The sequence below is a fragment of the Dyadobacter bucti genome, assembly GCF_005869225.1.
In the GTDB taxonomy this organism is placed as follows: Bacteria; Bacteroidota; Bacteroidia; order Cytophagales; family Spirosomataceae; genus Dyadobacter; species Dyadobacter bucti.
In genome coordinates, this window is sequence record NZ_SWFP01000002.1 from 535,797 (window position 1) to 561,826 (window position 26,030).

25 protein-coding genes are annotated in these 26,030 nt (G+C 46.6%); 11 read left to right on the forward strand and 14 right to left on the reverse strand.

The features are described 5' to 3' along the window. The first annotated feature begins 76 nt into the window (after nucleotides 1-76). Entirely contained in the window at nucleotides 77-283 is a 207-nt protein-coding gene (locus FBF61_RS34520) for a hypothetical protein (RefSeq protein WP_166444451.1), read from the forward strand. Between the two features lie 63 nt (nucleotides 284-346). Here the strand turns inward: FBF61_RS34520 and FBF61_RS07400 are convergent, their stop codons facing one another. From FBF61_RS07400 to FBF61_RS07425, 6 genes are all read right to left on the reverse strand, one after another. Beyond that, entirely contained in the window at nucleotides 347-760 is a 414-nt protein-coding gene (locus tag FBF61_RS07400; protein ID WP_138476566.1) for a transcriptional regulator, read from the reverse strand. An 80-nt stretch (nucleotides 761-840) separates the two neighbouring features. Then, complete coding sequence (locus FBF61_RS07405) at nucleotides 841-1,869, reverse strand: serine hydrolase domain-containing protein (protein WP_138476567.1); 1,029 nt, start codon at nucleotides 1,867-1,869, stop codon at nucleotides 841-843. A 153-nt stretch (nucleotides 1,870-2,022) separates the two neighbouring features. Next, on the reverse strand, nucleotides 2,023-2,601 hold the full coding sequence (locus FBF61_RS07410; RefSeq protein WP_138476568.1) for a YdeI/OmpD-associated family protein: 579 nt from the start codon (nucleotides 2,599-2,601) through the stop codon (nucleotides 2,023-2,025). Nucleotides 2,602-2,755: 154 nt separating this feature from the next. Next, nucleotides 2,756-3,103: an iron chaperone gene (locus FBF61_RS07415; protein ID WP_138476569.1), complete on the reverse strand. Its 348-nt coding sequence runs from the start codon at nucleotides 3,101-3,103 to the stop codon at nucleotides 2,756-2,758. 78 nt (nucleotides 3,104-3,181) lie between these two features. Next, nucleotides 3,182-3,676 (reverse strand): SRPBCC family protein, encoded by a 495-nt coding sequence (locus FBF61_RS07420; protein WP_138476570.1) that lies wholly within the window; start codon nucleotides 3,674-3,676, stop codon nucleotides 3,182-3,184. Beyond that, nucleotides 3,666-3,992 carry an ArsR/SmtB family transcription factor gene (locus FBF61_RS07425; RefSeq protein ID WP_138476571.1) on the reverse strand — a complete coding sequence of 109 codons (327 nt, stop codon included), beginning with the start codon at nucleotides 3,990-3,992 and terminating at the stop codon, nucleotides 3,666-3,668. Before FBF61_RS07425 ends, FBF61_RS07420 begins: the two co-directional genes overlap by 11 nt. Nucleotides 3,993-4,507: 515 nt before the next feature. Here FBF61_RS07425 and FBF61_RS07430 point away from each other — a divergent pair. The 5 genes from FBF61_RS07430 (at nucleotide 4,508) to FBF61_RS07450 (ending at nucleotide 10,862) form a co-directional block, all read left to right on the forward strand. Further along, complete coding sequence (locus FBF61_RS07430) at nucleotides 4,508-6,067, forward strand: ArnT family glycosyltransferase (RefSeq protein ID WP_138476572.1); 1,560 nt, start codon at nucleotides 4,508-4,510, stop codon at nucleotides 6,065-6,067. Between the two features lie 91 nt (nucleotides 6,068-6,158). After that, the gene (locus FBF61_RS07435; RefSeq protein WP_138476573.1) at nucleotides 6,159-7,397 is read left to right on the forward strand and encodes a CehA/McbA family metallohydrolase domain-containing protein; all 1,239 of its coding nucleotides are present in this window, start codon (nucleotides 6,159-6,161) and stop codon (nucleotides 7,395-7,397) included. A gap of 141 nt (nucleotides 7,398-7,538) precedes the next feature. Beyond that, complete coding sequence (locus FBF61_RS07440) at nucleotides 7,539-8,699, forward strand: glycosyltransferase family 4 protein (RefSeq protein WP_138476574.1); 1,161 nt, start codon at nucleotides 7,539-7,541, stop codon at nucleotides 8,697-8,699. Nucleotides 8,700-8,706: 7 nt separating this feature from the next. Next, the gene (locus FBF61_RS07445) at nucleotides 8,707-9,696 is read left to right on the forward strand and encodes a lysylphosphatidylglycerol synthase transmembrane domain-containing protein (RefSeq protein WP_166444452.1); all 990 of its coding nucleotides are present in this window, start codon (nucleotides 8,707-8,709) and stop codon (nucleotides 9,694-9,696) included. Continuing rightward, nucleotides 9,696-10,862 (forward strand): glycosyltransferase family 4 protein, encoded by a 1,167-nt coding sequence (locus FBF61_RS07450; RefSeq protein ID WP_138476576.1) that lies wholly within the window; start codon nucleotides 9,696-9,698, stop codon nucleotides 10,860-10,862. Before FBF61_RS07445 ends, FBF61_RS07450 begins: the two co-directional genes overlap by 1 nt. Here the strand turns inward: FBF61_RS07450 and FBF61_RS07455 are convergent. The 3 genes from FBF61_RS07455 to FBF61_RS07465 all read right to left on the reverse strand — a co-directional run bounded on the left by FBF61_RS07455 (nucleotide 10,843) and on the right by FBF61_RS07465 (nucleotide 16,871). After that, complete coding sequence (locus tag FBF61_RS07455) at nucleotides 10,843-11,832, reverse strand: endonuclease/exonuclease/phosphatase family protein (RefSeq protein WP_138476577.1); 990 nt, start codon at nucleotides 11,830-11,832, stop codon at nucleotides 10,843-10,845. The genes FBF61_RS07450 and FBF61_RS07455 overlap by 20 nt on opposite strands. A gap of 129 nt (nucleotides 11,833-11,961) precedes the next feature. After that, the gene (locus tag FBF61_RS07460) at nucleotides 11,962-13,503 is read right to left on the reverse strand and encodes a RagB/SusD family nutrient uptake outer membrane protein (RefSeq protein WP_138476578.1); all 1,542 of its coding nucleotides are present in this window, start codon (nucleotides 13,501-13,503) and stop codon (nucleotides 11,962-11,964) included. An 11-nt stretch (nucleotides 13,504-13,514) separates the two neighbouring features. After that, a complete protein-coding gene (locus FBF61_RS07465) occupies nucleotides 13,515-16,871 on the reverse strand; it encodes a SusC/RagA family TonB-linked outer membrane protein (protein ID WP_138476579.1) in 3,357 nt (1,118 codons plus the stop codon). Between the two features lie 290 nt (nucleotides 16,872-17,161). On the opposite strand from FBF61_RS07465, the gene FBF61_RS34525 reads away from it, so the two are divergent. Both FBF61_RS34525 and FBF61_RS07470 read left to right on the forward strand, forming a co-directional pair. Further along, a complete protein-coding gene (locus tag FBF61_RS34525; protein WP_166444453.1) occupies nucleotides 17,162-17,323 on the forward strand; it encodes a hypothetical protein in 162 nt (53 codons plus the stop codon). Further along, nucleotides 17,320-17,919, forward strand: a complete 600-nt coding sequence (locus FBF61_RS07470) for a GNAT family N-acetyltransferase (RefSeq protein WP_138476580.1) — start codon at nucleotides 17,320-17,322, stop codon at nucleotides 17,917-17,919. The genes FBF61_RS34525 and FBF61_RS07470 overlap by 4 nt, the downstream gene beginning before the upstream one ends. Nucleotides 17,920-17,935: 16 nt before the next feature. On the opposite strand, the gene FBF61_RS07475 is transcribed toward FBF61_RS07470, so the two are convergent. Continuing rightward, complete coding sequence (locus FBF61_RS07475; protein ID WP_138476581.1) at nucleotides 17,936-18,805, reverse strand: hypothetical protein; 870 nt, start codon at nucleotides 18,803-18,805, stop codon at nucleotides 17,936-17,938. A 4-nt stretch (nucleotides 18,806-18,809) separates the two neighbouring features. Then, entirely contained in the window at nucleotides 18,810-20,069 is a 1,260-nt protein-coding gene (locus tag FBF61_RS07480) for a YdcF family protein (protein WP_138476582.1), read from the reverse strand. A 313-nt stretch (nucleotides 20,070-20,382) separates the two neighbouring features. Here FBF61_RS07480 and FBF61_RS34530 point away from each other — a divergent pair, with 313 nt between their 5' ends. Further along, on the forward strand, nucleotides 20,383-20,925 hold the full coding sequence (locus FBF61_RS34530) for a DUF6169 family protein (RefSeq protein WP_166444454.1): 543 nt from the start codon (nucleotides 20,383-20,385) through the stop codon (nucleotides 20,923-20,925). Between the two features lie 18 nt (nucleotides 20,926-20,943). Here the strand turns inward: FBF61_RS34530 and lgt are convergent, their stop codons facing one another. The 3 genes from lgt to FBF61_RS07500 form a co-directional block, all read right to left on the reverse strand. Next, nucleotides 20,944-21,771 (reverse strand): prolipoprotein diacylglyceryl transferase, encoded by an 828-nt coding sequence (lgt, locus tag FBF61_RS07490; protein WP_138476584.1) that lies wholly within the window; start codon nucleotides 21,769-21,771, stop codon nucleotides 20,944-20,946. A 204-nt stretch (nucleotides 21,772-21,975) separates the two neighbouring features. Beyond that, on the reverse strand, nucleotides 21,976-22,437 hold the full coding sequence (locus FBF61_RS07495) for an RNA polymerase sigma factor (protein WP_166444455.1): 462 nt from the start codon (nucleotides 22,435-22,437) through the stop codon (nucleotides 21,976-21,978). A gap of 216 nt (nucleotides 22,438-22,653) precedes the next feature. Then, nucleotides 22,654-23,118 (reverse strand): hypothetical protein, encoded by a 465-nt coding sequence (locus FBF61_RS07500; RefSeq protein WP_138476586.1) that lies wholly within the window; start codon nucleotides 23,116-23,118, stop codon nucleotides 22,654-22,656. Between the two features lie 454 nt (nucleotides 23,119-23,572). Here FBF61_RS07500 and FBF61_RS07505 point away from each other — a divergent pair, with 454 nt between their 5' ends. Then, complete coding sequence (locus tag FBF61_RS07505) at nucleotides 23,573-24,424, forward strand: fumarylacetoacetate hydrolase family protein (protein WP_138476587.1); 852 nt, start codon at nucleotides 23,573-23,575, stop codon at nucleotides 24,422-24,424. Continuing rightward, nucleotides 24,424-26,004, forward strand: a complete 1,581-nt coding sequence (locus tag FBF61_RS07510; RefSeq protein WP_138476588.1) for an aldehyde dehydrogenase (NADP(+)) — start codon at nucleotides 24,424-24,426, stop codon at nucleotides 26,002-26,004. The genes FBF61_RS07505 and FBF61_RS07510 overlap by 1 nt, the downstream gene beginning before the upstream one ends. Nucleotides 26,005-26,030 lie beyond the last annotated feature (26 nt).

Genomic DNA, 26,030 nt, shown 5'->3' on the forward strand with positions numbered 1-26,030 from the left:
TTTAAATTTTTGTTTTGAAACAAATTATGATGGTTGTTAAGTAAGCGGTACGACACCACTTTCTAATTACATCCCCATGACAATCGGGATTGATAAAACTGGACATCGCTGGCGTAAATTATTTTCGATTTACCTGTCCGGCATTCAGCAAAACCTTTCTTTTCATTCATCAAAAACCTCCACACATGCATTCAGCTTTAAAAAACTCGGTTTGATCGATGGCCTCAATACAAGGCAGGAATTCAAAATTGATCTGAAGGATTCTACTATCATTATCAAATAAAATCTAGGGGTGCTGATTATGCATCCCTCGATTTTCAACACTTTATTTATTCAGATAGTCAAATCAGGCGGGTTCCGCCAACCGTATCATGCACTTTACATCCTTATTGTTCAGGTACCATTCCACACAGTAACCCTGCGGGTCGAGGCCGGGGTGTTCGAGGAGGACTTCAAAAGCTTTGCTGATGCTTTGGATATCCTTCATGTAATTGGTTATGTCCAGCGAAATGTAGCTGCCTTTTTTGAGGACCAGCGTTTTGCAGTTAAGCTTTTCGGCTTCGTGCGGATCTGTTTGTTCGGCAGCAGCTTTGTAGGCAATAACACCATTCTCGGGCCGGGATATGCCAAAATATTTACGGTTTTCCGAAAACGGAACGATGGTGTGAAGCCTTTGATGCGCGCCCGCAATTCCATCAGGAAAAGAGGTGGCTTCAATATACAGTACCGTTGTATCGCGTTCCCATCTGATCGTTTCCATAGACATCACTTTTGGGTTAAATTTTTACATAACAAATCTAACCAGCGTCTGCCCAAAGGTGCGGGGGAGAAAACGACATTTTAGGGGTGTTCACGCGACATAATATCTTCAACCCCTTTCACGATAACACTCAGCTTTTCATGATCGTTGTTGCAGATCAGCACCACCGTTTTATCAGCATCGATATAACGTATATACTGTGTCCGGTAACCGGGATTGTCACCACTATGGCGAACTACTTTTCCAAGCCTCGGATTTTGTTCAAGCACCCAACCGAAACCATATTGAGAAAGTGTGCCATCATTGAGTATGGCCGGAGAAAAAGCCTGCCGCAGGGTCTCCGGCTCAACGAGCCGGTTGCCATACAACGCCCTGTCCCATTTCAGCAGGTCTTCCGTTGTGGAGCTTACCCTTCCCGGCCCCTTCCTGTTGCCCAGCCAGATCGCATAGTTGAATGCAGGAAATGAGTCCGCCGGCATGTACCGCTGCTTTTCTTTCACGTAAATGTGTCCCAGCGCCATATCTTTCAGGTTTTTCTTTTCCTCCTGTGTCCTGATATCCGTTTTGGTCATATTAAAAAACCGGAAAAAACGCGCCCGGCAGAACCTGATAAAGTCCTCCCCTGATACCTTTTCCATAATGCTCGCGAGAAGCATGTAACCTGTGTTGCTATATTGGTATCTGGCGCCAGGTTCAAACAATACCGGCGGCTGATACTGAATCAGATAAGCGATGTTATCGGCGTTACCGGCCACTTTTGTCTTGTCCCAGTGTGCATCCATCACGGCCTGGTAATCGGGCAAACCGGAAGTGTGGTTAAGCAGATGCCGGATCGTAACGCCCGGGTAAGGAAGCCCCGGAATGTATTTTTCAACCGGATCATCAAAAGACAATTTCCCCTGTTCATACAACATCATGATCGTCATCGCCGTAAACTGCTTGGAAACGGAAGCAACTTCAAAAATTGACGAGGTGGTCAGGGGTTCCTTCGTTTCAAAATTTTTAAATCCAAATGCCTTGTGGTATACAGGTTTACCTTTTTCCGCCACCAGCAAAACCCCGCTGAAATCGGGAACGGAAGCAAACAGGGCATCAAGGCGGTTTTCCATCGAAGAGCGGTTTTTCTTTGCATTTTTGCAGGAGACAAACAACATGAGAAAGGCAAGAATGCAGCCGGACAAACATGCAGCATTCCGGGAATTTTGAAAAATCATAAAATCGGTTTCAAATGGTGAAGGAACACCCGTACGCAGCGGGCTGGTTTACACTTTCGATTTAATGTTTTTTTCCGCCAATTCAACTGTCTGTGCGATTCTTTTTTCCCGGGTTTCAGGCCTTTTGGCATTCAATATCCATTCCAGGATCATTCTTTTCGACGAGGCCGAAAAAGCCAGGAAGTTTTCAAGGGCCGTTTTATTTTCGTCAAATAGTTTCTGAAGGTCATCGGGAATGACTGCGTTCTGCGGATTTTCGAGTGCTTCCCAGGTACCTGTTTCTTTCGCTATGTCAATGTAAACCTGACCAGCCTGAGTCATCAGCCCCTGATCCGTCATCCTGGCAACCCGTTCCCTGTTCGCTTTACTCCAGTTACTTTTTGGCTTTCGCCGGGCAAAATACAGATAGTAGCTCTCTTCGTCCCGTTTGTTTGCCTTGCTGTCTATCCAGCCAAAACAGAGCGCCTCCTCGACAGACTCATCGTAATAAACGCTGGGGACACTGCTATTTTTATGGTAAATGATCAGACAAACGGATTTTTCAGACTGGTGGTTTTCTTCCAGCCAGCTGCGCCACTCTTTTCTTGTTGGCGCGTAAACTGCTTTTACTCCGTTGTTGGTTTCCATTCGTCGATAAAGATTATATCCAGCATCCAGCTCGTCCCGTTTTTTGGAACCAGGTTTTCCATACTATTCGTCCTTAAATTGATCGAGGGTCAAACTTTGTCATTTTCATTTTCATATCTGATGCCAAGTGTGACTTCAATCAAAATACTTCTCTCTACTCAATTTCCTCTCTTCTCGCCAGCGTCATTCTGGAAATCAGCTCCAAAGGCAAAGGCTTATTGAGTGGAAAGTGTACCGAGTCTTTTGTTCCCTTGTACATTGAAAGTTCAGGAACTGCGCTGGATACCTTTTCGGAAAGCGGATAAAAGCCAATATGCTTTTTCCATGCAGCAAAATAGATCAGGTTCTTCCCGCCAAGCTTGAAAGTTGGCATATCATAAGAAATCACTTCTTCGGCTTCCGGAACTGCTTGTTTGACAGTAGCCCTTATTGTTTCCAGAATTGACTGGGTTTCCGCAGGAAAACCCGCAGAATATTCGTCGAAAGTTTTAGGTTTAGTCATAGGTTGCTCTGTGTTGAATCCCAAAGTCACATCAAACCCGGGGTTTCAACCCCCGGGTTTGATGTGAAACTACAAAATCTACTCCTCAAAAATCGCATCCAGGTTTTCCATTGCGGAAAGAAACCCTTCTTTGAAGCCCATTTCTATGATCGCTTCCAGGTCTGCGAGTTTATCATAGGTTATCAGAATGGACACAATCGTCGAATTGCCCGATTCTTTGAATTCATTGCCCCATTTCGATCTTGGAAATTCGGTATTTATGTTTCCTTCGGGATCGCAGAAAGCATCCTGGCCGGAAAAGCTTTTTTGTGGTTTAATGGACTCATATTCAAATTTCGCCCAGTGTTCTTCTCCCTCCGGCCCTACCATCGCATACAGCCAGGAGCCGCCTTCACGGAAATCCATCGATTTGGTCCTGGCCTTCCAGGGTTTGGGTGCCCACCATTGGTCAAGAATGTCACTTTTTGTCCAGGCATCCCACACTTTTGCAACGGAGGCCGCAAATTCTCTTTCTACACTTATCTTCTTGTTTTCCTTGTCTACAGAAAAATTGGTCAAAAGGCTAGTTTTCATTTTTGTTTGAATTTAGGTTTAACAATACTTTGTCTAATTGACTGAAACGGTCTTCCCAATGTTTTTTGAACTGTTCGAGCCAATGGTCGATCTCTTTCATTTTCATGGGGTTAAAATGGTAGTAAATTTCCCTGCCAGCTTTGTTCTGCGTCAGCAGCTCGCAGTCGGCAAGAACCTTGATGTGCTTGGACACTGCCTGCCGCGTGGTATCGAAATGCTCGGCCAAAGCATTCGGCGTCATGGCTTGCGTGGCGATCAGCACCAGGATCGCCCTTCTCGTCGGATCGGCAATTGCCTGAAAAATGTCTGCTTTCATTTGTTTATCGAAATATTGCGCAACTCTCTGGTTGCAAATATATATGCAACTTTTGGGTTGCGCAATATTTTTCTTGTTTTTTTTCCTCGGGTTGAAACCCGAGGCCACAAGTTGAAACCCGAGGCCACAAGTTGAAACCCGAGGCCACAAGTTGAAACCCGGGGACACAGGTTAGAATTTTTGCTTTTTAAACAAAACCAAGTAAGTTTACCACGTCCAATTTTCCGAGTAAGGTGTAAAAAAGTCGTCAGTTCACGCCGGCACTTTTTACCTATATACACTGCAACGTACACCGATGAACGGTGTCGTAACTACCGTAATGGTTTGAACACCATTGCCTTACTCGGGTTGGACAACGGCAAGTGCGGCACCGTTTTTGTGTCGGCCCCGGCTGCGGGTTTTAATCCGCAGACATGGATCAGCGCACTCCCAAAAACATAACAGAAATTTAAAACTCCGCCAGATTTCCGTCCCTGCATTCTTGCTAACATTGAGCCCTCAAAACGCTCCGTAAAATGTTGGCTGGCAAACCATTTAAAAATCTCATTTTCAATCTGATACTATTCTCAACCATACTCAGGTGTGTCATCGCATTTTACATGGGTCTTGGTAACGACGAAGTCTATTATTTCACCTACGCCACCCAGCCCGACTGGAACCATTTCGACCATCCGCCCCTCGTTGGCATCCTGATCAGGATTTTTACATTCAATCTTCATTGGAACAATGCATTTTCCATGCGCCTGCCCGCTATCCTTGGGGCTGGTATCAATACCTGGCTCATCGCCGAATGCGGACGTCTCATCAAAAGCGAAAGGGCGGGTATGATCGCCGCTGTCCTTTACAACACCTCCGTTTACACCAGCATGATCGCCGGGCTTTTTATCCTCCCCGATTCGCCCCAACTTGTGTTCTGGCTGGCTGCAATTTATTGTATGCTGAAAATCATTTCCTTACGCAGTAACCAGTCGCCGGGCAGCTTGCTCCTTCTTACCGGATTCTGGATCGGGCTGGCTATGATGTGCAAAGTACACGCCTTGTTTCTATGGGTTGGTTTTGGTAGTTATATGCTTTTCAATCACCGTAAAATGTTTTTCAATCCCAATTTGTATTTGGGACTGCTGGTTTCAATGGTTATTATCTCCCCCATCGTTTTCTGGAACACGCAAAACCAGTTTATCACCTGGCAATTTCACAGCGAAAGAGTGGGCATCACAGACTCCGGGGTCAATTTTAAAGCATTTTTCACCACACTGGCAGGCCAGATTTTGTATAACAATCCGATCCATATCTTTTTATATGTGGTGGTACTGGCCGGGCTTCTCAAAAGCAGAGGTTTTTTGCCTGCAAAAAGTATAAGTCTGCTACTATGGTGCTCGCTGTCATTGATTTTTGCAACCACCGCCGCCTCGCTTTTCCGCCCGGCCCTCCCGCACTGGAGTGGCCCCGGATTCATCTCTTTGATGTTGCTTTCCGCCGCCTATGCGGACGACAAGATCCGGCTGAACCGGTCGCGACTGTATTATACTTTGCTGAACTGCTCGGCAGGGCTGATTTTGCTCGTTGTCATGGCCGGTACCGCGCTGATCCGCTTTTACCCCGGAACATTGGGAAGCAAAGGAGATTACAAGACCGGCTCCGGCGACGTCACACTCGATATGTATGGCTGGGATGAACTGTTACCATCGTTTGAAACAATCCGCAATAAGGATATTGAAAATGGCAAAATGGCTGCCGATTCGCCCCTGCTGGTACACAAATGGTTTCCCGCAGGTCACCTTTATTTTTACGCCGCCTATCCCCTGTCCCTCAGAATTGTCGGTGAAGGTGAGTTGAACGATCTGCACAAATTCGTCTGGCTCAACCGGCAAAACGGAAATGTTGCCAAAGGTACCAACGCCTATTTTATAGCTCCGTCCAACTACTTTTCCGACCCTGCGACGATTTACGGGAATGATTTTGAATCGGTTACGCTGGCTGCAAAAATCCCCCAGCGGAGAAATGGGGAAATAGCCAGGTACTGGTATGTCTATCGTTTGGTCCATGCAAAACGAGCGCTCGGCAAACAAATATGACCCCAATGTGACCAGACATGCCTAACTGAAAACCCAATGTTTTTACTGAGCTAATATTGTAGTAATGCTGCCGGGTAATCTTTGCGGCACTATGAAAACACTCCGCATCACACTGATCATCGCCAGTTCCTGGTTGCTGTGGCTTACTTTGTCACAGTTCTTTTTCTGCTCCCGATTTGCATTCAACACGCCTGCGCCCTTCGAAGGCCCTGCTATTTACAACCCTTACGATTCCATTAATCCGCAGCAATGGATGAAATGCAATTTCCACGCTCACGCACATTGCTGGAACGGCATTACCAATGGCCACGGTACCGCCGAAGACATCCACCGCGCCTATGACTCGCTGGGCTATAATGTACACACGGTTTCAAATTACCATTATATAGACACTACTTTTTCGGCAAACGACAATTACATTTCGGCCTACGAACATGGCTATAACTTGAGAAAAACGCACCAGCTCGTCCTGGGAAGCGAAAACATCAGGTGGCTCGATTACCTTCTGCCGCAGACCATGCACAACAAACAACATGTTCTCAACAGCCTGTACCATGAACCCAATACTGTGGTGATCCTCAATCATCCCGCGTTGCGTAACGGCTACACCAGCGAAGACTTGTCCGTGCTCACCAATTACGACTGCATGGAAGTTTTGAATCCTGCAAAAACTTCTGAAACCCAATGGGATGCTGCACTTTCTGCCGGCAAAAAGGTATTCATCGTCGGGAACGACGACCTGCATAATGTCATAGAAAAAGACCGCCTGGGAGTGATCTGTACTTTTGTTAATGTTGGAAAAATGGGCAAGACACAGGTTCTGGATGCACTGAAAAACGGACAAAGCTATGGAGTAAGACTAGGTCCCGGGCAGCACTTCGACTCCATTCCATTTCTAAAATACCTGACTGTAAGCCACGACACGATCCGCTTGCAAATGAGCGAAAAAGCAGAAGAGATAACCTTTACAGGTCAGGAAGGTCGGGTGCTGGGCTCGTTTAAAAATTCTTCCGAAGCTGCTTACAAACTCAATGTACATGATCATTACGCCCGCGCGACCGTGCGGTTCGCAAGCGGCACAACTATCTTGCTCAACCCCGTATTTTTCACGCCGGAAAAAGGTTATCAAGAAACGCCGGTTTACGAAGACTGGAATGAAACGCTTTTGTACCGTTCTATCGGCATCGGGATCACCTTACTTTGGTTTTTAGTGCTGGGCCGGCTGCTTCCCGGCAACCGTGGCTGGGGCGGATCGGTCGGCGGGAAGGTACTGCTTCCCTGGCAACGGCAGCTTGCGCGGCGTGGCCTGAAACGACTGGCCAAATCCTGATATTATCATATTGTTAAATCTATCTTAAAAAAAGGAATTGTCGGCTTAACATGGATAAGATGAAATATCTTTGGAGATCAACGTTGTTCTCAATGTCGTATTTGTTGGTTTATAACAAAAAAAGCGACATGATCCCATACCATGAAAAAAGTAAAAGTTGCCTTTTTTGCAGAAATATTGATCGAGGATTTTGACGGCGCATCCCGGACTATGTTCCAGATTATTAGAAGAATAGATCCGGAACAGTTTGAATTCCTGTTCATCTGCGGCAACGGTCCCGACACCATTCTGGGATTCGACTGCATACAGATTCCGACGCTTACCCTGCCATTCAATAAAAATTACTCCATGGCGCTGCCCGCACTGGCCGAAGCCGCAATAAAACAGAAGCTCACGGACTTCGACCCCGATATAATCCATATTGCGACTCCTTCCCTGCTGGGCTGGTTTGCACTCAGGTACGCCAGGCACAACCAGCTTCCGGTGCTATCGATATACCACACGCATTTCGTTTCCTATCTCGATTATTACCTTAGCAAGGCTCCTTTTCTGATTGATTTTGCCAAAACAAAAATGGCGTCAAGTCAGAAGAGTTTTTACAACCAGTGCGAAAAAATCTATGTGCCGTCGGAAAGCATAGCCGCCGAAATGGTGGACATGGGCATCGAACAAGACAGGATCAAAATCTGGAAAAGGGGCATTGATACCCGGCTATTTTCGCCGGAGAAGAGGAATGTCGGGGCAATCAGGGAACTCACAGGCTATAATGATCCGGTCATCCTCTTTGCAAGCAGGCTGGTTTGGGAAAAAAACCTGGAAACGCTGATCCGGATCTACGATCATTGCCAGAACGAAAAACTATCCTACAATTTTGTAATTGCCGGTGACGGTACCGCCCGAAGCGCCTGCGAACAACGGATGAAAAAGGCTGTTTTCACCGGAAATCTTTCCCATGAAAAGCTCTCGGAACTGTATGCTTCCGCCGACATTTTCCTGTTTACGTCCGTTTCCGAAACCTATGGAAATGTTGTACTGGAAGCGATGGCTTCCGGCCTGCCCTGTGTCATAGCCGACGGCGGAGGATCCAGGGATTTTATTACGCAGGGAGTGAACGGTTACAAATGTGAGCCGGAAAATGAGGCCGATTATGTTGAAAAAATAAAGTCCGTCCTGGGAAATGAGGCGCTGCGACAGCAATTTATAACAGAAGCGCGCGATTACAGCTACGGTTTCGACTGGAACACACTGACCGACGTTTATTTCCATGACCTTGAAAGCATGGCGCAACTTACAGCCATTTGACCGGTCCATGAAGCTGTTCAAAATCCTCACCGCCGTTTTCTTTTCGATATTCCTTTGCCTTTTTATCCGCGCGATCGATATTCAAAAAGTGTTTCATTCCATTGGATTGATCGGCTTTAAGCTGGTATTTCTGCTTGTCGTAACTTTTATTGCCTACTTTCTGGCGGCAGTCGGCTGGAAATTCTGCTTTGGAAAACAGGGTGAAAAACTGGCGGTAACCGGGCTGTTTCTGATCAGGCATATAGGCGAAATGGTCAGCATCGTGAACCCTACCAGCATCATCGGCGGCGATGCCGTCAAGTTTTTCCTGCTCAAAGACAAGGGCATCGACAAGACAACGGTACTTGCCTCGGTGGTGATTTCCAGGGCTTTGATGGTAATTACCCAGCTGCTGCTTTGCATCCTGACAGTCGCGATACTTATCCTAAAAGATCCTGGGTTTCTTGCTTCTTTTCCGCGAATTCCAGCCGTTTTCTATGTTGCAACAGCCGTTTTCATTTTGCTAATGGTGTTTTTAAGCAGAAATATTTATGTAAAAAAGCTGATCAGGAGTATAAAAGTTATTTCAAAAATTGACTCCTACCCGGTAGGCGCAAAAATCAGGGAGGTGGGCGGTGCTTTGTCAATGTTTTTCAGAACCAATAAGAAAGGGCTTTTTCTTTCCTCCTTTTTCTTCCTGCTGCACTGGATTTTCGGGGCGCTGGAAATTTATTTGATCCTGAAATTTCTCGGTATAGAGGTCAGTGTCGTTCAGGCGGTGCTCGTGGATATGGGTGTGATATTTTTCAAAGTGGCCGGCGCCTTCGTTCCCGGCCAGATCGGCGTGGAAGAGTTTGGCAATAAGATTATGCTCGCTGCTGCCGGCCTGCCCGGCCCCGAAATCTGGGTTACGGTTTCGCTTCTGAGGCGTGCCCGCCAGCTTTTTTGGATCGTTTTCGGTCTGGCCGCTTATTTTTTAATATACAAAAAGCGCAGCGACGTGCCCAGCCTTTCCTGATGGAAGTATTGTTTGTAAGCCACAAGTACCCTCCTGCTGTCGGCGGAATGGAAAAGCAAAGCCTGGAACTGGTTTCGGGAATGAAAAAGCACACGACCGTGCATACCATCGTTTATACCGGAGGCGAAAGCAGGTTGAAGTTTTTTCTCTCCCTCGAACAAAGAATCACTGAAACCTGCCGGAAACACCCCGGAATTTCCGTCATCCATTTCAACGATGCGTTGATCGCCGCGGTTTGTCTCAGACATAAGGGCTATGCACATCTTCTACGGGCTGTTACAGTCCACGGCCTGGACGTTGTTTTTCCCAGCAAGATTTACCAAAAGTATATCTTACCTGTATTCAACCGTTTTGACCTCATCGTCGCCGTAAGTCGTGCCACGGCCAACGCATGCATTGAGCGAGGAATTAACGCTCAGAAGGTCATTGTGGTCAACAATGGCGTGGACACAGCACTCGCAGAGACAAGTTCCTCTCCCGATTTTCACCATTTTTTTAACAAAAAATACGGCATCGATCTGCGCGGAAAAATCGTACTGACTACACTTGGCAGGCCTGTCCAGAGAAAAGGGTTTTCCTGGTTCATCAAGGAAGTCGTGCCTGAGCTGAAAGGGGATTTTGTATTTCTGATGATCGGCCCTTTTCACAAAAAAAGATCGCTCAGTGACCGCCTGTTCCACTGTCTGCCCCAAAAGATACGCGCCAAAGCGGCCTTGTTTTTGGGTTATCCTACGGACGAAAACACAATCCGGAACATGCTTTTGAAAGGTAGTCATGATCCCAAAGTAATGCATCTGGGAAAACTCCCTTTTGATGACATTCAGCGGATCTTGCATGCTGCCAATGCTTTTGTAATGCCAAATATCCGCGTTGAGGGCGATATGGAGGGCTTTGGACTGGTTTGTCTGGAAGCTGCTCTTTGCGGCACCACAGTATTTGCCTCCGAAATCGATGGCATCACCGATGCTATTCAACACCATAAAAACGGAATTCTCCTGCCTTCAAAAAATGCCGCCGCGTGGGTCAGCGCTTTGAATGATCTGATTCAAAACCCGTCGACGTATGCTGCGCAGGCTCAGGATGCCAAAACGTATACCCTCGAAAATTTTGGGTGGGATAAAATGGCCGATGCTTATTGGAAGCATTTTAAAATGCTGAGGAGATAGTTTCCTGCCTGTTTAGGTTCCAGGAGAATTTCGCACTTACGGGATGGTGGTCGGAAAGCGGCAGCCCTTTGGTAGTAGTAAAAAGTTCGCTTTCTACATTGTAGCCGGAAGGTTTCAGGATGATTTGGGCACTGCTTCTGTAAAAAACCTTGTCGATCGTTTCCGTAGAATCCGCCAGATGCAATATGTCGCTGTCAGGCAGTTGTTTGAGCGGAACCGGAATGTGGCCCTTTTGTTTAAGCTCCACCCATACGTCTTTCAATTCATTTTCATTGATCAGCAGCGGGATATTGTCGTAATGATAATTGTAATGCCCGTTCAGATCACCCATCACAATCACCGCGTTTCCTGCCGAGTGTTTGTTGATATACCACGACAACTGGCGAACATTGGCCCGGCGCGCAGCAGCGGCTGGTAAATGGTTGTAGGCATTGGTATGGACGTTGTAGAAATCGATAAAAACGTCTTTTGCTACTTCAATGCGGCTGTAAGTAAATCCTTTGGGTGTGAGGCAGTCGGCGCCGGTGCAATCGTTCCATGATATGCGCCGGATATCCCGGATCGGGTAGCGGGAAAGTGTATTGAGCCCGTCCCCGAACGGTACACCACCTTTGGTCTGTGTGCGGTAAGGATGCACATTTCCGTCGTCATACAGATTTTTGTTGTAATTAAAATCCTCCTGTACGTGTACGATGTCGTAATTATTAAGCCTCCGCCCGATCTCGGCTATACTGATGGATCTTTTGGTAACCGCACTGGAAATGATCTGCGGCAGACCGGCAATATTGTAAGTGATCAAAGATAGCTCGCCCCGCTCCGCAGCCTTCAGTTCGGGAGTAAATTTGGATGAAACGATATGGATCCCGAAGCCATCGGCGAGCTGTACACTTCCCCAGAGAAGGAAAAGAAAGAAAAGGACAATAAAAGTGCGTTTCGCGTAAATTTTATCGACAATGGAAAATGAGTGCATAGTCAGTAATTTAACTACTCAAAATTACCATCGCGGTATGGCCTCAATGAGGCGGTAATGTTATGGTTTTGTTATAATAATGAAAGGCCGGAAGTCATGGACTTCCGGCCTTTCATTATCAAAATAATCTCAATACCCGGGATTCTGGTACATCTTCTCAGGATTGAGCTTGTACTCGTCAAACGGGATCGGGTAGTAACGGTCTTTTGTACCGAAGTTACTGATCTTGGCAAGACCGTAATCCGCCTGACTTTTTGATTTGAAATAAGTAACGAGCTCCTCTGTTGTAAAAAAGCGGAGCAGATCGAACCAGCGGTGATTTTCAAAAGCAAGTTCTACACGGCGCTCATGCAATATAGCCAGTTTCAGTGTCGGATATTTGGCGGCATAGGCAGCAGTAGCTTTGGAGACTTCATACTTGGGCATACCAGCTCTTTCTCTCACCTGATCCAGAAAACCGATGGCGGCAGACTCCTCGCCGAGGTGCATGTGCACCTCGGCAAGCATCAGGATCACATCCGCATAACGAATTAATATCCAGTCATTTCCACCATAACCATTAGTAGTGGCCGCAGCGCTTGCATCCCTGAACTTGGTGATAAAGTAATCCCTGACGATCGGATCATTGGCATACTTAATGGAAAAGTCTTTTCTGAGGTCGGTATCTTCATAATCCAGTACGAGGTCCTGCTTCACATTACCTCCCGAACCGGTCGCGGTAAATAACGAATTGATGGTTTCGCCTTTCGCCTGGTTGCTGCGGGCAATGCTCGACGAAAAGTTAATATCCCCCTGACGGTTCACCACCTGAAAAATAATCTCCGGACAGGTTGTTTTTTTTGCAACATCAAAAACGTCCGTGTACGGTACATCTTTCAGTTGTCCGAACGTACGCAGATTGTACGCCGCCATAAGATAAGTCTTCGCATCATTCAGATTGGCGGTACGATTGGCCGCACTGAGCGTCGTGGCCATCGTCAGATAAACCTGCCCGAGCAGTGCATTGGCAGCTGCTTTGGTAACTTTTCCTTTGGTTGCAGCTGTCTGAACGTCGGCCAGCGGGCTTCCCAATGCATCTTTCAAATCCTGTACGATCTGCTGGTAAACCACATCCTGTTTTTCGCGGAAAGTGCTTTCCGATACTTCGCTGATCGTATTGAAAGATTTGGTAACCAAAGGCACATCGCCCCATTTCCGCACCAGGTGGAAATAAATAAGGGCTCTGATAAACTTGGCCTCTGCCTTGTATTGTTCTTTCAGGTTGGCATTGGTAAAAGTTACTTTCTCAATTCCGTCGAGCACCTGGTTACTGCGGGCAATACTCTGATAAAGTGCCAGCCAGTGCGTTTTGAGATAACCGTTACTGGGGAGAAGCGAAAAATCATTGAACTGGAACGGCTCGCCCGCATTGGACTGGTTATCGTTCCGGCCGGTATTGTCGGAACGTTCCTCACTGTACAAGGCACTCGTTTCGCCTATGCCGTTTCCGGTCCTCAGCGACTGGTAAATACCGTTTACAGCAGCCTGCACATCGCCTTCGGTACGGTAGTAAGTAGAATTGGAAACCGCATTCGGATCCTGAAGATCGATAAAATCAGACGAGCAGGAGCTCATGACAGCCAGTACAAACGCGGCTGAAAATGTAGCTATTTTATATTTTTTTAAGGTCATTTTCTTGAAAATTAAAAAGTGATACGTGCCCCGATGTTGTAGGCGCGCGCCAGCGGATATTTTCCGTAATCCACCCCGGGAGTAAGATTCGCCCCGTTGTTGTAATCCACCTCAGGATTGTAACCCAGATATTTGCTGAATGTAAATGCGTTGTCGATACCAATGTAGATCCGGAGTGCGCTGATCGCGTTATTGCTCAGCTTGGAGATCTGGCCCATGTTGTAGCCCAAAGTAAGGTTGGTACATCTCAGGTATGATCCGTCCTGCAGATAGAAGCTTGAAAGCCTTGTACTGTTGCTTTGTGTTCCTCCGCGCGACGCACGGTAGATTTTGCCATCGCCCGGCTGTGCTTCGGACCTGTACCGGTTCAACACTTTACTGTATTGGTTTCCTGAACCTTCCATATTGAAGATGTAGTAATCCTGCCCGTCGAGCACCTTGTTTCCGTAGGTTCCATTGAATGATGAGCTGAAATCAAACTGCTTGTATGTGGCCGAGATCGCAAAACCGTACGTGAACTTCGGCTGGGAATTTCCGATCGGTGCTTTGTCCGCATCGTTTACAACACCGTCACCATTTACATCTTCGAAATAAATATCCCCCGGACGCAGCGGATTGGTCGATGCCGAAGAACGTGCCGGCCCTTTCAATACGTAGCCCTCAGGAAATTTCTGAGTCGACGAATTGTACACCGCATTGTCCGCGGCAAGGTTTTCCATATCCGATTCGCGGACCATCCCTTTTACTTTAAAACCGTAGAACATCCCGATCGGCTGGCCTTCCTGGGTAATGTGTGTGATGTAAGAGCGTTCCGCACCGGCTGTGAGGATCGTGCTGGCACCACCCATGTTCAATACCTTGTTACGGTTGAGCGAGAAATTACCCGAGAAATTCAGGTCAAAATCGCGGGAAGAAATCACACGTGCATCAGCCTGGATATCGAAACCTGTGTTCTGTATTTTCGAATCGCGGAGGTTGGTCAAAACCGTTGAAGCACCCGAAATAGCCGAAAGCGGCTGGTTGAACAACAGATTGTAGGAACGGCTCAGATAATAGTTCGCCATGATCGACAAGCGGTCATTGAACAAACCAAGGTCAACACCGAAGTTGTATTGTGACGTAGATTCCCAGCCCAGGTCGAGATCTTTCAGACCTTCGGCCCACATTGCAGTGTTCACCGTGTTGCCACCATACACTACCCCGCCGGGAGCTGCCATGGTTTGCAGGAAGCTGTAATTACCGATGTTGTTGTTCCCGCTCAACCCCCAGCTTGCGCGGAGTTTCAGGGTAGACGATTTGCCCAGGAAATCTCCGTAAAACGATTCATTTGAAATGTTCCAACCTGCGGACACGGAAGGGAAGTTACCCCAGCGGTTGTTCGGACCGAAACGCGACGAGCCGTCGGTACGGAATGAAGCTGTCAGATAATATTTGTTGTCGAAGTTATAAACAGCACGGGCGAGATAAGAAAGCATGGTCCAGTTGGTTTTCCCTGAACCATCATTTTCCGGGTTACCCTGATTGAGCGCAAAAAATGCTGCGTCGGCACCTTTCCCTGTGATCTCCTCGATCCGGTCGTTTTGAAAACCTTTTGAGGTTACGGCCAGTACGTCCCGGTTGTTTTCCTGGGCAGTGTATCCTACCAGACCGTCCAGGTTATGTTTGCCCCAATTCTTTTTGTAATTCAAAGTAAACTCAGCCAGCTTGTCGACCTGCGAAACTGTTCTTGCCACAGCATTGGCAGCTGCGATAGACTGCGGAGAACCCGGAGGATTGGCCCCGCTGCTCAGGCTTGTAGGCAAATAATATTCGTACTTTTCATTGTAAGTCTGCATACCCAGGTTAACCTTGAAATTCAGGTCGGGGATGATCTCGTAAATTGCGAAACCGTTGTAAGTACCACGTTGTCCCTTGCGGTTGATATGCGTTTCGGTAGCCAACGCTACCGGGTTCTCAATCGACTGATAACCAAAGGCCGGGCTCAGCGCAGCAGCCTCATTTTTGGCAAGGCTGCCGTCGTCGTTACGGGCTTTGAAAATAGGCATGTAAACCAGTGCTCCGAGGATCGGGCCCTGGTTGAAACGGCCTTCCTGAACTTCACGGTTGTCGTTAGACGTAAAGGCAAGATTCGCCCCTACTTTCAGTTTCTTGTTTACGTCCGCATCGAGGTTAACACGGAAGTTGGTCCGCTTCTGGCGGGTGCTTTCGATGATGCCCTGCTGGTTGAGCTGACCTCCGCTGATCGCATAGCGAAGACCGTTTCTGCCGCCTGTGAAGGAAACATTGTGACGGTTTACCAGCGCATTTCTGTAAAGCTCATCCTGCCAGTCGGTATCATACTTAGGCTTGATCATCGTCTGGGACGCAAAATCGTACAGATCGGTGGGGATACTTACTGAACCTGCGTTCCCTACGTTTTTGATCCTCGTCGCATTGTCATCCGAGAGCATGCCGTCATTCCAGGCCTTTCCTCCGTTGACCATCAGATCACGGTAGGAATTGTTACGGCCGTCGATCATCAGCTGCGCAAACTCGGAAGAATTGAGTACGTCGACTTTTTTACTCAACTGGTGCACGCCGAACTGGTAATCGTATTCCAGCTTTCCTTTTCCTTCCTTACCTCTTTTGGTTGTGATCAAAACCACACCGCCAGCTGCACGGGAACCGTAAATCGCAGCAGAAGCCGCATCTTTCAGAATATCAATGGACTCAATGTCATTCGGATTGATAAAAACATCGTTTCCGGCCGGATAGCCGTCAATTACATATAAAGGATCGGAGCTCGCGTTCACCGAACCTACCCCTCTCACCCGTATCTTGGTACCTACATAAGGTGCGCCGCTTACCTGGGAAATCTGCACGCCCGCGACTTTTCCAACAAGTGCCTGTCCGACAGTCGGAGTCGACAGATTTAGTTCTTTTGCCTTCACGCTTGATACCGCTCCCGTAAGGTCGCTTTTACGCATTGTCTGGTAACCTACCGCCACCACCTCGTTCAACATCAGCGCATCCTGCTTCAGTTGGACAGTCAAAGGTTCGCTGCCGGATACCGCAATTTCCTGCGCTATAAAGCCGACGAAGGAAAAAACAAGCGTAGCCCCCGAACCTGCTTCCAGAGAAAACTTACCTTCTGCATCTGTTACCGTCCCGCTATTGCTACCTTTAGCGAGAACCGTCACGCCCAAAAGCGGAGCGCCGCTTTCATCTACCACCTTACCGGTCACTGTCAGCTTGGGCGAACGTTTGATGTTCTCCTGGCTGCTTGAATTCTGGCTTTTAACCGAGGCCGCCCACAAAGGGTTCGTCGGACTAAAAACCATTGCGCCGGCAATTACAACAGGAACAATGGGTAATAGCAGTTTTTTCATAAAACTTATCTGATATTTAACAAAAACAAGAAACTGATTTTGGAGCTGACCATACAGAAAATCCCGGATAGCCTTAATCCGGGCGCAAAAGTACTTTCCCACTATTAAGCCAATGGAAAGGGTTTATTATGAAAATGTAAATTTTTCGAGAAAGCCAGAGAAGGGACTTTGCGTGTGCGCTTGAACCTTACGAAACAACTCCGACCTGGGTGATTGTGAAAAGCTTATTAAAAATATATATTTACAAAATATTGAAATGAGAAACTGCTATCATTATAAAAGTCAGATTCATGAAATACAAAGGCAACACTATATCAAAACCGGTAGTTGGCAAGGAGGCCAGAATTTTGTCAAAAGCAATAAAGTCGGGCGGTTACGTCGCTAATGAAAAAGCAATCGCAACTGCGAAACGCGTCGTTGAACAGATATTAAAAGAAGAGAATCGTGCATGAAAAATAAGGTTCGATTTGAAAGCATAGATTTTTCCAAATACGAAATCACGGAGATAAACCCTGACCTTGATAATCTTGGTCAGGGTTTTAAATGTTCAAGGAACGAATTCGCGACTTATTTGAAAGGGAACAAAATAAAAACAGAAGTTAAAACCCTAACGAGCAAATGCTGGATTATTGAACATGAGGGTCTGATTGCCGGATATATCACACTGATGGCAGACAAGCTGACAATGAAGAATCCAATCCTGAAAAAGGAGGGTGTAAATTACACCACGTTTCCGGCTGTGAAAATAGGTTGGCTCGCCAAAGATAAAAGGGCCACAGGTGCCGGCAGACGTTTACTCGAATGGGCCATTCAATATGTAACAACAGATTTGATCAACCGACTTGGCATCAGATTTATAACTGTCGATGCACTTTTTGACACAGATACTGGCTATGATATCTCAGGTTTCTACGCCAATTATGGATTCAGGTATGTCGATGAGGAAGACGTAATTCCGTCGCAAGGAAATTTCAGATCCATGTATTATGACATAAAATTGGTTATTGAACTCTTGAACGAAGCAAGGCTTCAAAATAGATTGACCTGATCGATGGAAAAGACATTTACCAGTTCACGTCTACAAAGTGAACATTCTCTTTGCGGGAAGAAGTCACGGCGATGCCTTTGGTATTATTATCTGTCGTGAAAGTGAAACCTTCCAGCTCATCCGCTTTGTCGATGTCAACGGTGCGGATGACGTGCTGCTCTCCGGCACGAACGGATTTTTCAAGATCGAGAAATGTGAAACGCCATTTTCTTCCTTCGATCTGGTTTTGTATCAATATTAAAATGCCTTTTTCTTTCACCCAGTGCAAATTCTGCACCCAGGCGCCACAGCTGAATTTTTTAAAAAGCACCCCTTTTTTACTCGTCTTATCCGCATTCGCCAGAGCCTCCGGATCGTAAAGCCTCACCTCATTCTTTTTATCACCGTAATCGGCCGACGCCACGAACCATTTTCCCCGATACCGCACATATTCGGGCCTTGTTCCCTGAATGCAGGCATCGTCTTCGATCGTCCGGATGAGATTTCCGTCCAACGTCCCTTTTTTCTTTGATGTTTCCCAATCTATTTGATATAGGATAGCTTTCCAGCTTGTCCCCTCCGGATTCAAGCGGATACTGTTACCGATAAAAAACGGCTTACCGGGCTGATAAGCAATGCCAGTAGGATGGTTGATCACATCTTTGCTCTCAACAGTAAGCTTGATTTCCTTTCCCGAATATTGCAGAGAACCATCTTTCACAGCATACTCCCTGATCATGCCGGTTTCCCTGTCACCGTACAGGTAAACTTTCCCGTCCACATAAGCCGCTCCCTGGCAGGCGCCAAGAGAATCAATGGTTGCGGAGGACATCATTTTGAGCTCCGGTTTGTCGTCCGTCACCAGCACTGGGGCCAGTATCCCAAAAATAAAAATTGCTGTTTTCATGATACTATGGATCGAGAGGTTCGTCGGCATCAATATGCAATGCGTCCAGTACCGGGTAAAATTCAAAGTCGGTTTCGCTCAGCCTTTTTCCCAGCTTGTAAGGAACGTGATTGATCTCCTTTCTGCAGCGTTCTGCAAATGCATCATTGGTAATATAGTAGCTCTGCGAACGGACCGTGGAAACCAGGGAAGGTTTATCAACCGGCATCCCGTATCTGAAAAGCAGACGAACCGCATTACGCATATTGGTCGTCGTATGCCGGGCGTGCGGGTCCATGATGATCGCATGCTCCGGTACCTTCAGGCTTTCGATCAGGAATTTTTTCATTTCAAAGGCCTCGCTGTATTTCGTTTTATAAGGATGCACCCGGCCACCCGATACCACTATAAAAGGTGCCATTCCTTCAAAGTAACGCAATGCGGCGATCCGGCACCGAAGCATACCTCCGGCACTCAGCGCCACATCGTAAGTGTCAGGCCCTGCGCCCGGTACCAGTATCAGGGTGTATGTGAACTGGTCCCATTTGATGGTTTTCACCTGATCGTACGCAGCTTTATTTACCGTCGAAACCATCGGCTCATAATCTCCAGCCTCATTCCGGCCGCTTGCTTCCATTACCTGTAAGGCAAAATGCAACGGCAGGTCAAAGAACATTTTGGTGCCGCCGTGCTCCTGCTTCACAACTTCCGCGCAATCATACATCAGGATCGGGAAACTTTTCGCCCTGGTTTTAAACGAAATAGAATCTATTGCCGGGTAGTTAGGTTTTTTACCTTCCGCATATAGTTCGATGATGTGGTTTACAGCAGCAGCATCCTGCTCCCAGGCTTTTTTCAGCAAGTCAGCGGGAGATGCTTCTTTGAACAATATATAGGTGCCCGACGGGATCAAATGCTCCTTTACGAGTTTACCCAGTTCATTTTTATCACTATAAAGCTCACGTAGGTGATTGCCGATAACGGCAATTTGTTCCGCCGTAAATTTCATTTTTCCCGAAAAACACTCGTAACCATCTTTGCAATTTTTGACCGCATAATCCAGGCTGTCTGCCCTTTGTTTTGTCAATGCCGCAAATTGAGGATCGTTTTCCAGCAATATTTTTGAGCCGGGCAGATTTCCCAGCAACGTTAGAAGGTAAAAATTCTTGGAAGCAATTGTGGGGTTGCCGTTAATAAACTTGTAGGAAGCTACAGGTTTTATACTTTGCGCCCTGCCAGTCAGAGCAACAGCACAAAGCAACAGGAGAATCGGTAATCTGGACATTATTGGTAAATTAATTATCTAAACAGAACGGCCCGCAAAGTAACGGTCGCGGTATTACCAAAATGTGATGGGATTATTAAGATTAAGAATAAAGGAATAATAGGAAAATTTTGTTCGTATAACAAATATTGTATATTTTCGTCGAATTCAATGTTACACAACGTGATGAAACAACAAGTTAAATCAATGGATAAATCAGACACCGCCTGTGTTGAAAGCACAAAGCCTGTTAACCCTATTGTCCGTAAGATGTTGGATGACAAGGCAGCAATCGGCAAGTTCTTCCAGGGGAAGATATCAAGTGACGAAATAGATGCCAGAGGAATCAAATTTGTTAAGGCCGTATAGCTATTCGGAAAACCACAGATCAAAATACGTTACATACAATTTTGTAACAGCAGCTAACCAAGAATACTACGTCTATTTTTCAGACGGATCTGGTTACTTCCCCAATTATCCTCACTTCTGCGACGACATTGTAACCTTCGGATTTGGTACCAATTCATCCGCAACATTTGATCTTTCGCTCAATAAAAGGCATGACAGTCGCATCAGAGATACGTTATTTGCTATCATTCAGGATTCTTTTTCGTTATTCCCCCAGCGTGCGATATTAATTATGTGTGACACGAATGACGGTCGTCAGGCTTGCCGCAACAATCTGTTTCACCGATGGTACAATGAGCTCGGAAGAATAATTGACCTGGAAATAAGCAAATACAATATTACAATACTCGGTCCCGGCGACGAGGGTACTTATTTAATTATGTTAATCCCTATTTACTGTTTCATGCATGACCAGATACGGGATGCTTTTTGGGATATTAACAACGAAATGATTTCGAAGGGCCTTTAACTTCTGTGTTATCATTTTTTATAGGGACTTTGCCATCTTATAATACCTCCAAATCAAGATCGCAACGCCCGCCAGCACAAACGGAATGCTGAGCAATTGTCCCATATTGATGGGAAGAGAATTTTCGAACGGAACCTGGTTGATTTTAAAAAACTCGTCAACAAATCTCAGGCTGAAAAGCAGTATTAGAAAGATGCCGAGTATAAAGCCATTTTGCAGATGAGTGCGTTTCACTTTCCATATTAAAAACATCATTACAAAAAGTACCAAGCAATAAATGGACTCGTAAAGCTGGGCCGGATGCCGGGGTATTTGATCAGTCCGGACAAAAACAAACGCCCAGGGAACGTCGGCAGGGACGCCTATCATTTCCGAATTCAGCAAATTCCCAAATCTTATAAATGCCCCGGTCAAGGCCGCGGGCATGACCAATCTGTCGAGCAGCCAGAGATAGTTTTCATTGTATTTTCTGCAATAAAGATAAATCGATAAGAATATTCCGATACCTCCGCCATGACTTGCCAGACCGGCCAGGCCAGTAAATTCAAAATCAGGATTGAAACGCACCGGCAGGATTTCAATCGGATGCTGCCAGTAGTAAACCGGATCATAAAAAAGAATATGGCCCAGCCTTGCGCCCAAAATAGTGCCCAGTAAAATGTAGAACCCCAGCGTTTCCAGTGACTCTACACTACGTCCTTCTTTTTTAAAAACATAAAACATTACCGGATAACTCAGTATGATGCCCAAAGCCCAGAACACACCATACCATCTCGGGATCTCCAGACCGGGAAATACGGACGGATTTACATCCCATATTACATACGACAAGCTTGCGAAATACATCAGGATTCAGTTTAACAGTTCTGACAAAATGTAATCAGAAAACAAAAAATCGCTGCATTCCGGAAAATTCTTTCCGGAACCAGCTGCAGACTTTCTTTACTGTGATTGTCGATGATCCCAAGTATCTCGTCCTGACTAATATCAACCGAGCTATTGTGTTGCAGAAACTGCTTCCAGGAAGGTTTAAAATTTTCGATATTCATGCTAAATATTCTTGAATGTTTCTTTCAATCTGATTTTAATGCGGCTGATGCGTGTGCTTATATTGGTTGCAGTCAATTTCAAAGTCCCGGCGATTTCTTTGTGGCTGTATCCCTCGAGATGCAAAATCATGATCGCCTTGTCTATCTCTTCCATCTTGTGAATAAGATATAATAATTGCTGCAAATCAACATCGGGCTCAAAATTGCCGGCTTGGTTATAATATGGATAAGCATCTGACAGAGACTCGCTCAACGGCATCTTTTTCTCTTTGCTGATCTTGGCAAGGATTGTATTAAGCGTGACCTTATAGATCCAGGTACTCATTTTAGATTCACTGCGAAACGTGGGCAGAGATTTCCAGAGCTGCAAAATAACATCCTGGCGGGCGTCCTTAAAATCTTCTTCATCCCGGTAATAGATCCTGCAGATGCTATTGATAATCCCTTGATGTTCCTTTAACATTTCTATAAAAAGTAACTTATCTGAGCCTCCCATCGCTGTTTTTCTTTTACGTTCAGTTAGTACTCATTTTCATGCTGATTGTCACAAAAACTCAAAATAAATTTTATAAAAAGTCTGAGATATCCCGATGGCTAAAAACAGCAGGCAATAAAAAGAGGCTCCGCCTGGAGCCTCTTTTTGTTTAATTTCCGATCTGGGACTACAAATAGTAACTTCTTATTCCGCAACAACTTTGGCTTTCCGGCCACGTGGTTTTCCGGTGTATTCCGGTTTCGGCTCTGTGCTGGCCAATGCCAGTTCATAGCCAACAACACCCTCGTCATAATTGAATAAAGAAACTGTAAATACATATTTGGTTTGCGCGAAATCGATACCTCCTTTTTTAAGAATGATCGCAAGAGGAATAACATATCCTCTGCCACTGCGTGCCAAGGTGAACGTGTCGACATCATCACCGGAAGGAACCAGATAAAGGGATTTAATCTTTCTTTTACCTTCATCTGTGCCGATTTTGAAACGTGCGGTTTCTGGTTCAATTCCCAATTCTTCTAATGTATTTGAGGGAAGGACCAGTTTACCTGCTGGCGAAATGTACCCGGTAGGACTTGGTTTAGGCTTGGTTACTTCTGTCTTTAAACTGTTTTCCTCGGGTGTGAAAAATTTAATTGATTTTAATTTCATCTTAATCAAAAGCGGTTTTAAGTGGATTATTTCTGCTAAATTAATGATTATAATTAATTGCTGGCTATTTGCTGCAAATTTGTGGTGAACGTCATTATTGTATCCAGCAGTTTCAATTAGAAATTAAATGAAAACCATTAATTGAGCGCACCGGAACATCTTTTTTACATTATGAATTCAAGTTATTTTATCTTCAAAATAACATTGAAAATAACGTTCTGTTACCAGGCTAATTACGACCAATTTACCCCCGGAAATGCATCGCGATCACCTTTCCAATCAGATACATTTTAATCTCCGATAAGATTAGAAGATCCGTTCCGCCGTTCGCCAAGTCCGACAGGTATGTTTTTTGGCATTTCGAAAAATGATAAGATATCATCATAATTTTATAACATTTCATTAAATCCATCCTTCGCGAGCTTGTTCCTTTGCACAAAAACAATCATTTGAAATGAGACTATTCAATACCCGCGAGGGCATCCTTATTGAAGCGGACGGCCGCTATTATATCTCAAAAAATACCGACTGGGATTCATACATTAACAGAGATGAACTCTTTGCACTGGTTTCCGAAGAAATCGGCAAGCTTGAAACGAACGCCTCAGCAGCCGGACTTCTGGACGACGGCTTGCTTGCTCCTATCAGCAAACAGGAGGTATGGGCGTCGGGCGTTACCTATATGAAAAGCAGGGAGGCACGCATGGAAGAATCCAAAGATGCCGGGGGCGGGGATTTTTATGCAAGGGTGTACGACGCTGACCGTCCTGAAATTTTCTTCAAAGCGACAGCCGCCAGAACCGTAGGTCCGGGCGATAATGTGCTTATAAGAAGAGATTCGCAATGGAATGTGCCGGAACCGGAATTAACGCTTTTCGCAACATCAAGTGGACGGATCGTCGGATATACCTGTGGCAATGACATGAGCTCGCGCGACATTGAAGGGGAAAATCCGTTGTACCTGCCGCAAGCCAAAAGTTACGACGGTGCGGCAGCCATAGGCCCGGGCTTGTATGTGCCTGCCCAGCCGATCGATCCCGACGCGATGATCCATCTGGAAATTGCAAGAAATGGTGAGACTGTTTTTTCGGGAAGTATTTCCATCAACCGGATGAAACGGTCGCATACAGAACTGATCGGTTATTTATTCAGGGAGACATCTTTTGCGCACGGCGTATTCCTGATGACCGGCACCGGGCTTGTGCCACCCAACGATTTCACGCTGGCAACGGGGGATATCGTCAGCATTACGATCGAAAACATAGGTACCTTAATCAATACTGTTACCCAAAAACCAATTAACTAATGCAATTACAAGGCAAACAATTAATAGGATCGTCCCTTTCCGCGGAAGGAAAAGAGTCATTTCAATCCCTGAATCCGGCAACGGGCGAAAAAATGCCTACGCAATTTATCCATGCTACCAAAGATGAGCTGGAAAAAGCGTGCGAGCTGGCCAGAAAGGCATTTGCTGTTTACCGTAAAAAGTCCGGAGCCGAAAAAGCCGCGTTCCTTGAAAAAATTGCGGAAGAAATTGAGAATACAGGCGACGTGCTCGTACAGACGGCCTGCGCCGAAACGGGACTTCCAGCGGGAAGGATCCAGGGTGAGCGTGGCCGTACTACAGGCCAGCTCAGGCTTTTTGCCCAGCTCCTGCGGGAGGGTTCCTGGGTAAATGCGCGCATTGAAACCGCCCTGCCGGATCGTCAGCCGTTGCCTCGTACCGATATCCGGATGATGGACCGGCCCCTGGGACCTGTCGGGGTTTTTGGCGCAAGCAATTTTCCCCTGGCATTTTCGGTAGCGGGCGGAGACACTGCCTCGGCTCTGGCCGCAGGCTGCCCTGTGATTGTAAAGGCGCACTCAGCCCACCCAGGCACTTCCGAGCTAGTAGGTACGGCTATCCAAAAGGCAGCGGCTTCCTCCGGCATGCCCGAGGGCGTTTTTTCAATGTTACACGGCAGCGGATCGGTGATCGGCGCTGCTTTGGTGCAGCATCCTGCGATCAAGGCGATCGGCTTTACCGGCTCGTACCAGGGCGGCATGGCGCTCTTTCACCTCGCAGCGAACCGGCGGGAGCCGATACCTGTCTACGCTGAAATGGGGAGTACCAATCCCGTTTTCATTTTGCCGGGCATCATGAAAGAAAAAGGCAATGAAATCGCGCAGCAGTTTGCTGCATCTGTCACCCTGGGCGTAGGGCAGTTTTGTACGAACCCGGGTATGCTGGTGGCCGAAAATACAGACAGTTACCCAGATTTTGTGTCCAGTCTCGAGAGCAATTTCAGAAATGCTTCCGGGGGCGTCATGCTTACCAAAGGCATCCAGTCGGCATACCAGAAAGGCGTGGCACATCATCTGGAAGACACCGAAGTCTCGATCCTGGCAGAAGGTAAGGCCAGCGAAGGTTTCAGCGCGGTCAAGCCGGTTTTGTTCCATACCAAAGCGCAGGCTATTGCTGACAATGCCGCATTGTCGGAGGAGATATTTGGCCCGGCCAGCGTAGTGGTTGAGGCGGAAAACAAAGCTGCATTACTTCATATGGCCGCACAGCTTGAAGGCCACCTGACCGCCACCGTCCACGGCAACCCTGATGAGCTGGAAGCCTACGCAGACCTGATCGAGCTGCTGGAACAAAAGGTAGGCCGCCTGATTATCAACGGATTCCCTACCGGTGTGGAAGTTTGTCACGCGATGATGCACGGCGGCCCTTTCCCGGCGTCGTCCGATTCAAGGAGTACTTCGGTCGGGACTGCCGCGATTTACCGGTTCACCCGCCCTGTCAGCTACCAGAATTTCCCCGAGCCGCTGCTGCCTGATGAACTGAAAACAGCCAATCCACTGAATATCTGGAGGCTGCTGAACGGAGAGTTCCAAAAGGCGTAAGCAGGTATTAAGATTCATAAAACAAA

What these genes read in the sequence shown, in the direction of transcription:
- FBF61_RS34520 (WP_166444451.1), top strand. Translation starts at nt 77, where the DNA reads ATGACAATCGGGATTGATAAAACTGGACATCGCTGGCGTAAATTATTT.
- FBF61_RS07400 (WP_138476566.1), bottom strand. Translation starts at nt 760, where the DNA reads ATGGAAACGATCAGATGGGAACGCGATACAACGGTACTGTATATTGAA.
- FBF61_RS07405 (WP_138476567.1), bottom strand. Translation starts at nt 1,869, where the DNA reads ATGGAAAACCGCCTTGATGCCCTGTTTGCTTCCGTTCCCGATTTCAGC.
- FBF61_RS07410 (WP_138476568.1), bottom strand. Translation starts at nt 2,601, where the DNA reads ATGGAAACCAACAACGGAGTAAAAGCAGTTTACGCGCCAACAAGAAAA.
- FBF61_RS07415 (WP_138476569.1), bottom strand. Translation starts at nt 3,103, where the DNA reads ATGACTAAACCTAAAACTTTCGACGAATATTCTGCGGGTTTTCCTGCG.
- FBF61_RS07420 (WP_138476570.1), bottom strand. Translation starts at nt 3,676, where the DNA reads ATGAAAACTAGCCTTTTGACCAATTTTTCTGTAGACAAGGAAAACAAG.
- FBF61_RS07425 (WP_138476571.1), bottom strand. Translation starts at nt 3,992, where the DNA reads ATGAAAGCAGACATTTTTCAGGCAATTGCCGATCCGACGAGAAGGGCG.
- FBF61_RS07430 (WP_138476572.1), top strand. Translation starts at nt 4,508, where the DNA reads ATGTTGGCTGGCAAACCATTTAAAAATCTCATTTTCAATCTGATACTA.
- FBF61_RS07435 (WP_138476573.1), top strand. Translation starts at nt 6,159, where the DNA reads ATGAAAACACTCCGCATCACACTGATCATCGCCAGTTCCTGGTTGCTG.
- FBF61_RS07440 (WP_138476574.1), top strand. Translation starts at nt 7,539, where the DNA reads ATGAAAAAAGTAAAAGTTGCCTTTTTTGCAGAAATATTGATCGAGGAT.
- FBF61_RS07445 (WP_166444452.1), top strand. Translation starts at nt 8,707, where the DNA reads ATGAAGCTGTTCAAAATCCTCACCGCCGTTTTCTTTTCGATATTCCTT.
- FBF61_RS07450 (WP_138476576.1), top strand. Translation starts at nt 9,696, where the DNA reads ATGGAAGTATTGTTTGTAAGCCACAAGTACCCTCCTGCTGTCGGCGGA.
- FBF61_RS07455 (WP_138476577.1), bottom strand. Translation starts at nt 11,832, where the DNA reads ATGCACTCATTTTCCATTGTCGATAAAATTTACGCGAAACGCACTTTT.
- FBF61_RS07460 (WP_138476578.1), bottom strand. Translation starts at nt 13,503, where the DNA reads ATGACCTTAAAAAAATATAAAATAGCTACATTTTCAGCCGCGTTTGTA.
- FBF61_RS07465 (WP_138476579.1), bottom strand. Translation starts at nt 16,871, where the DNA reads ATGAAAAAACTGCTATTACCCATTGTTCCTGTTGTAATTGCCGGCGCA.
- FBF61_RS34525 (WP_166444453.1), top strand. Translation starts at nt 17,162, where the DNA reads ATGAAATACAAAGGCAACACTATATCAAAACCGGTAGTTGGCAAGGAG.
- FBF61_RS07470 (WP_138476580.1), top strand. Translation starts at nt 17,320, where the DNA reads ATGAAAAATAAGGTTCGATTTGAAAGCATAGATTTTTCCAAATACGAA.
- FBF61_RS07475 (WP_138476581.1), bottom strand. Translation starts at nt 18,805, where the DNA reads ATGAAAACAGCAATTTTTATTTTTGGGATACTGGCCCCAGTGCTGGTG.
- FBF61_RS07480 (WP_138476582.1), bottom strand. Translation starts at nt 20,069, where the DNA reads ATGTCCAGATTACCGATTCTCCTGTTGCTTTGTGCTGTTGCTCTGACT.
- FBF61_RS34530 (WP_166444454.1), top strand. Translation starts at nt 20,383, where the DNA reads ATGCCAGAGGAATCAAATTTGTTAAGGCCGTATAGCTATTCGGAAAAC.
- lgt (WP_138476584.1), bottom strand. Translation starts at nt 21,771, where the DNA reads ATGTATTTCGCAAGCTTGTCGTATGTAATATGGGATGTAAATCCGTCC.
- FBF61_RS07495 (WP_166444455.1), bottom strand. Translation starts at nt 22,437, where the DNA reads ATGTTAAAGGAACATCAAGGGATTATCAATAGCATCTGCAGGATCTAT.
- FBF61_RS07500 (WP_138476586.1), bottom strand. Translation starts at nt 23,118, where the DNA reads ATGAAATTAAAATCAATTAAATTTTTCACACCCGAGGAAAACAGTTTA.
- FBF61_RS07505 (WP_138476587.1), top strand. Translation starts at nt 23,573, where the DNA reads ATGAGACTATTCAATACCCGCGAGGGCATCCTTATTGAAGCGGACGGC.
- FBF61_RS07510 (WP_138476588.1), top strand. Translation starts at nt 24,424, where the DNA reads ATGCAATTACAAGGCAAACAATTAATAGGATCGTCCCTTTCCGCGGAA.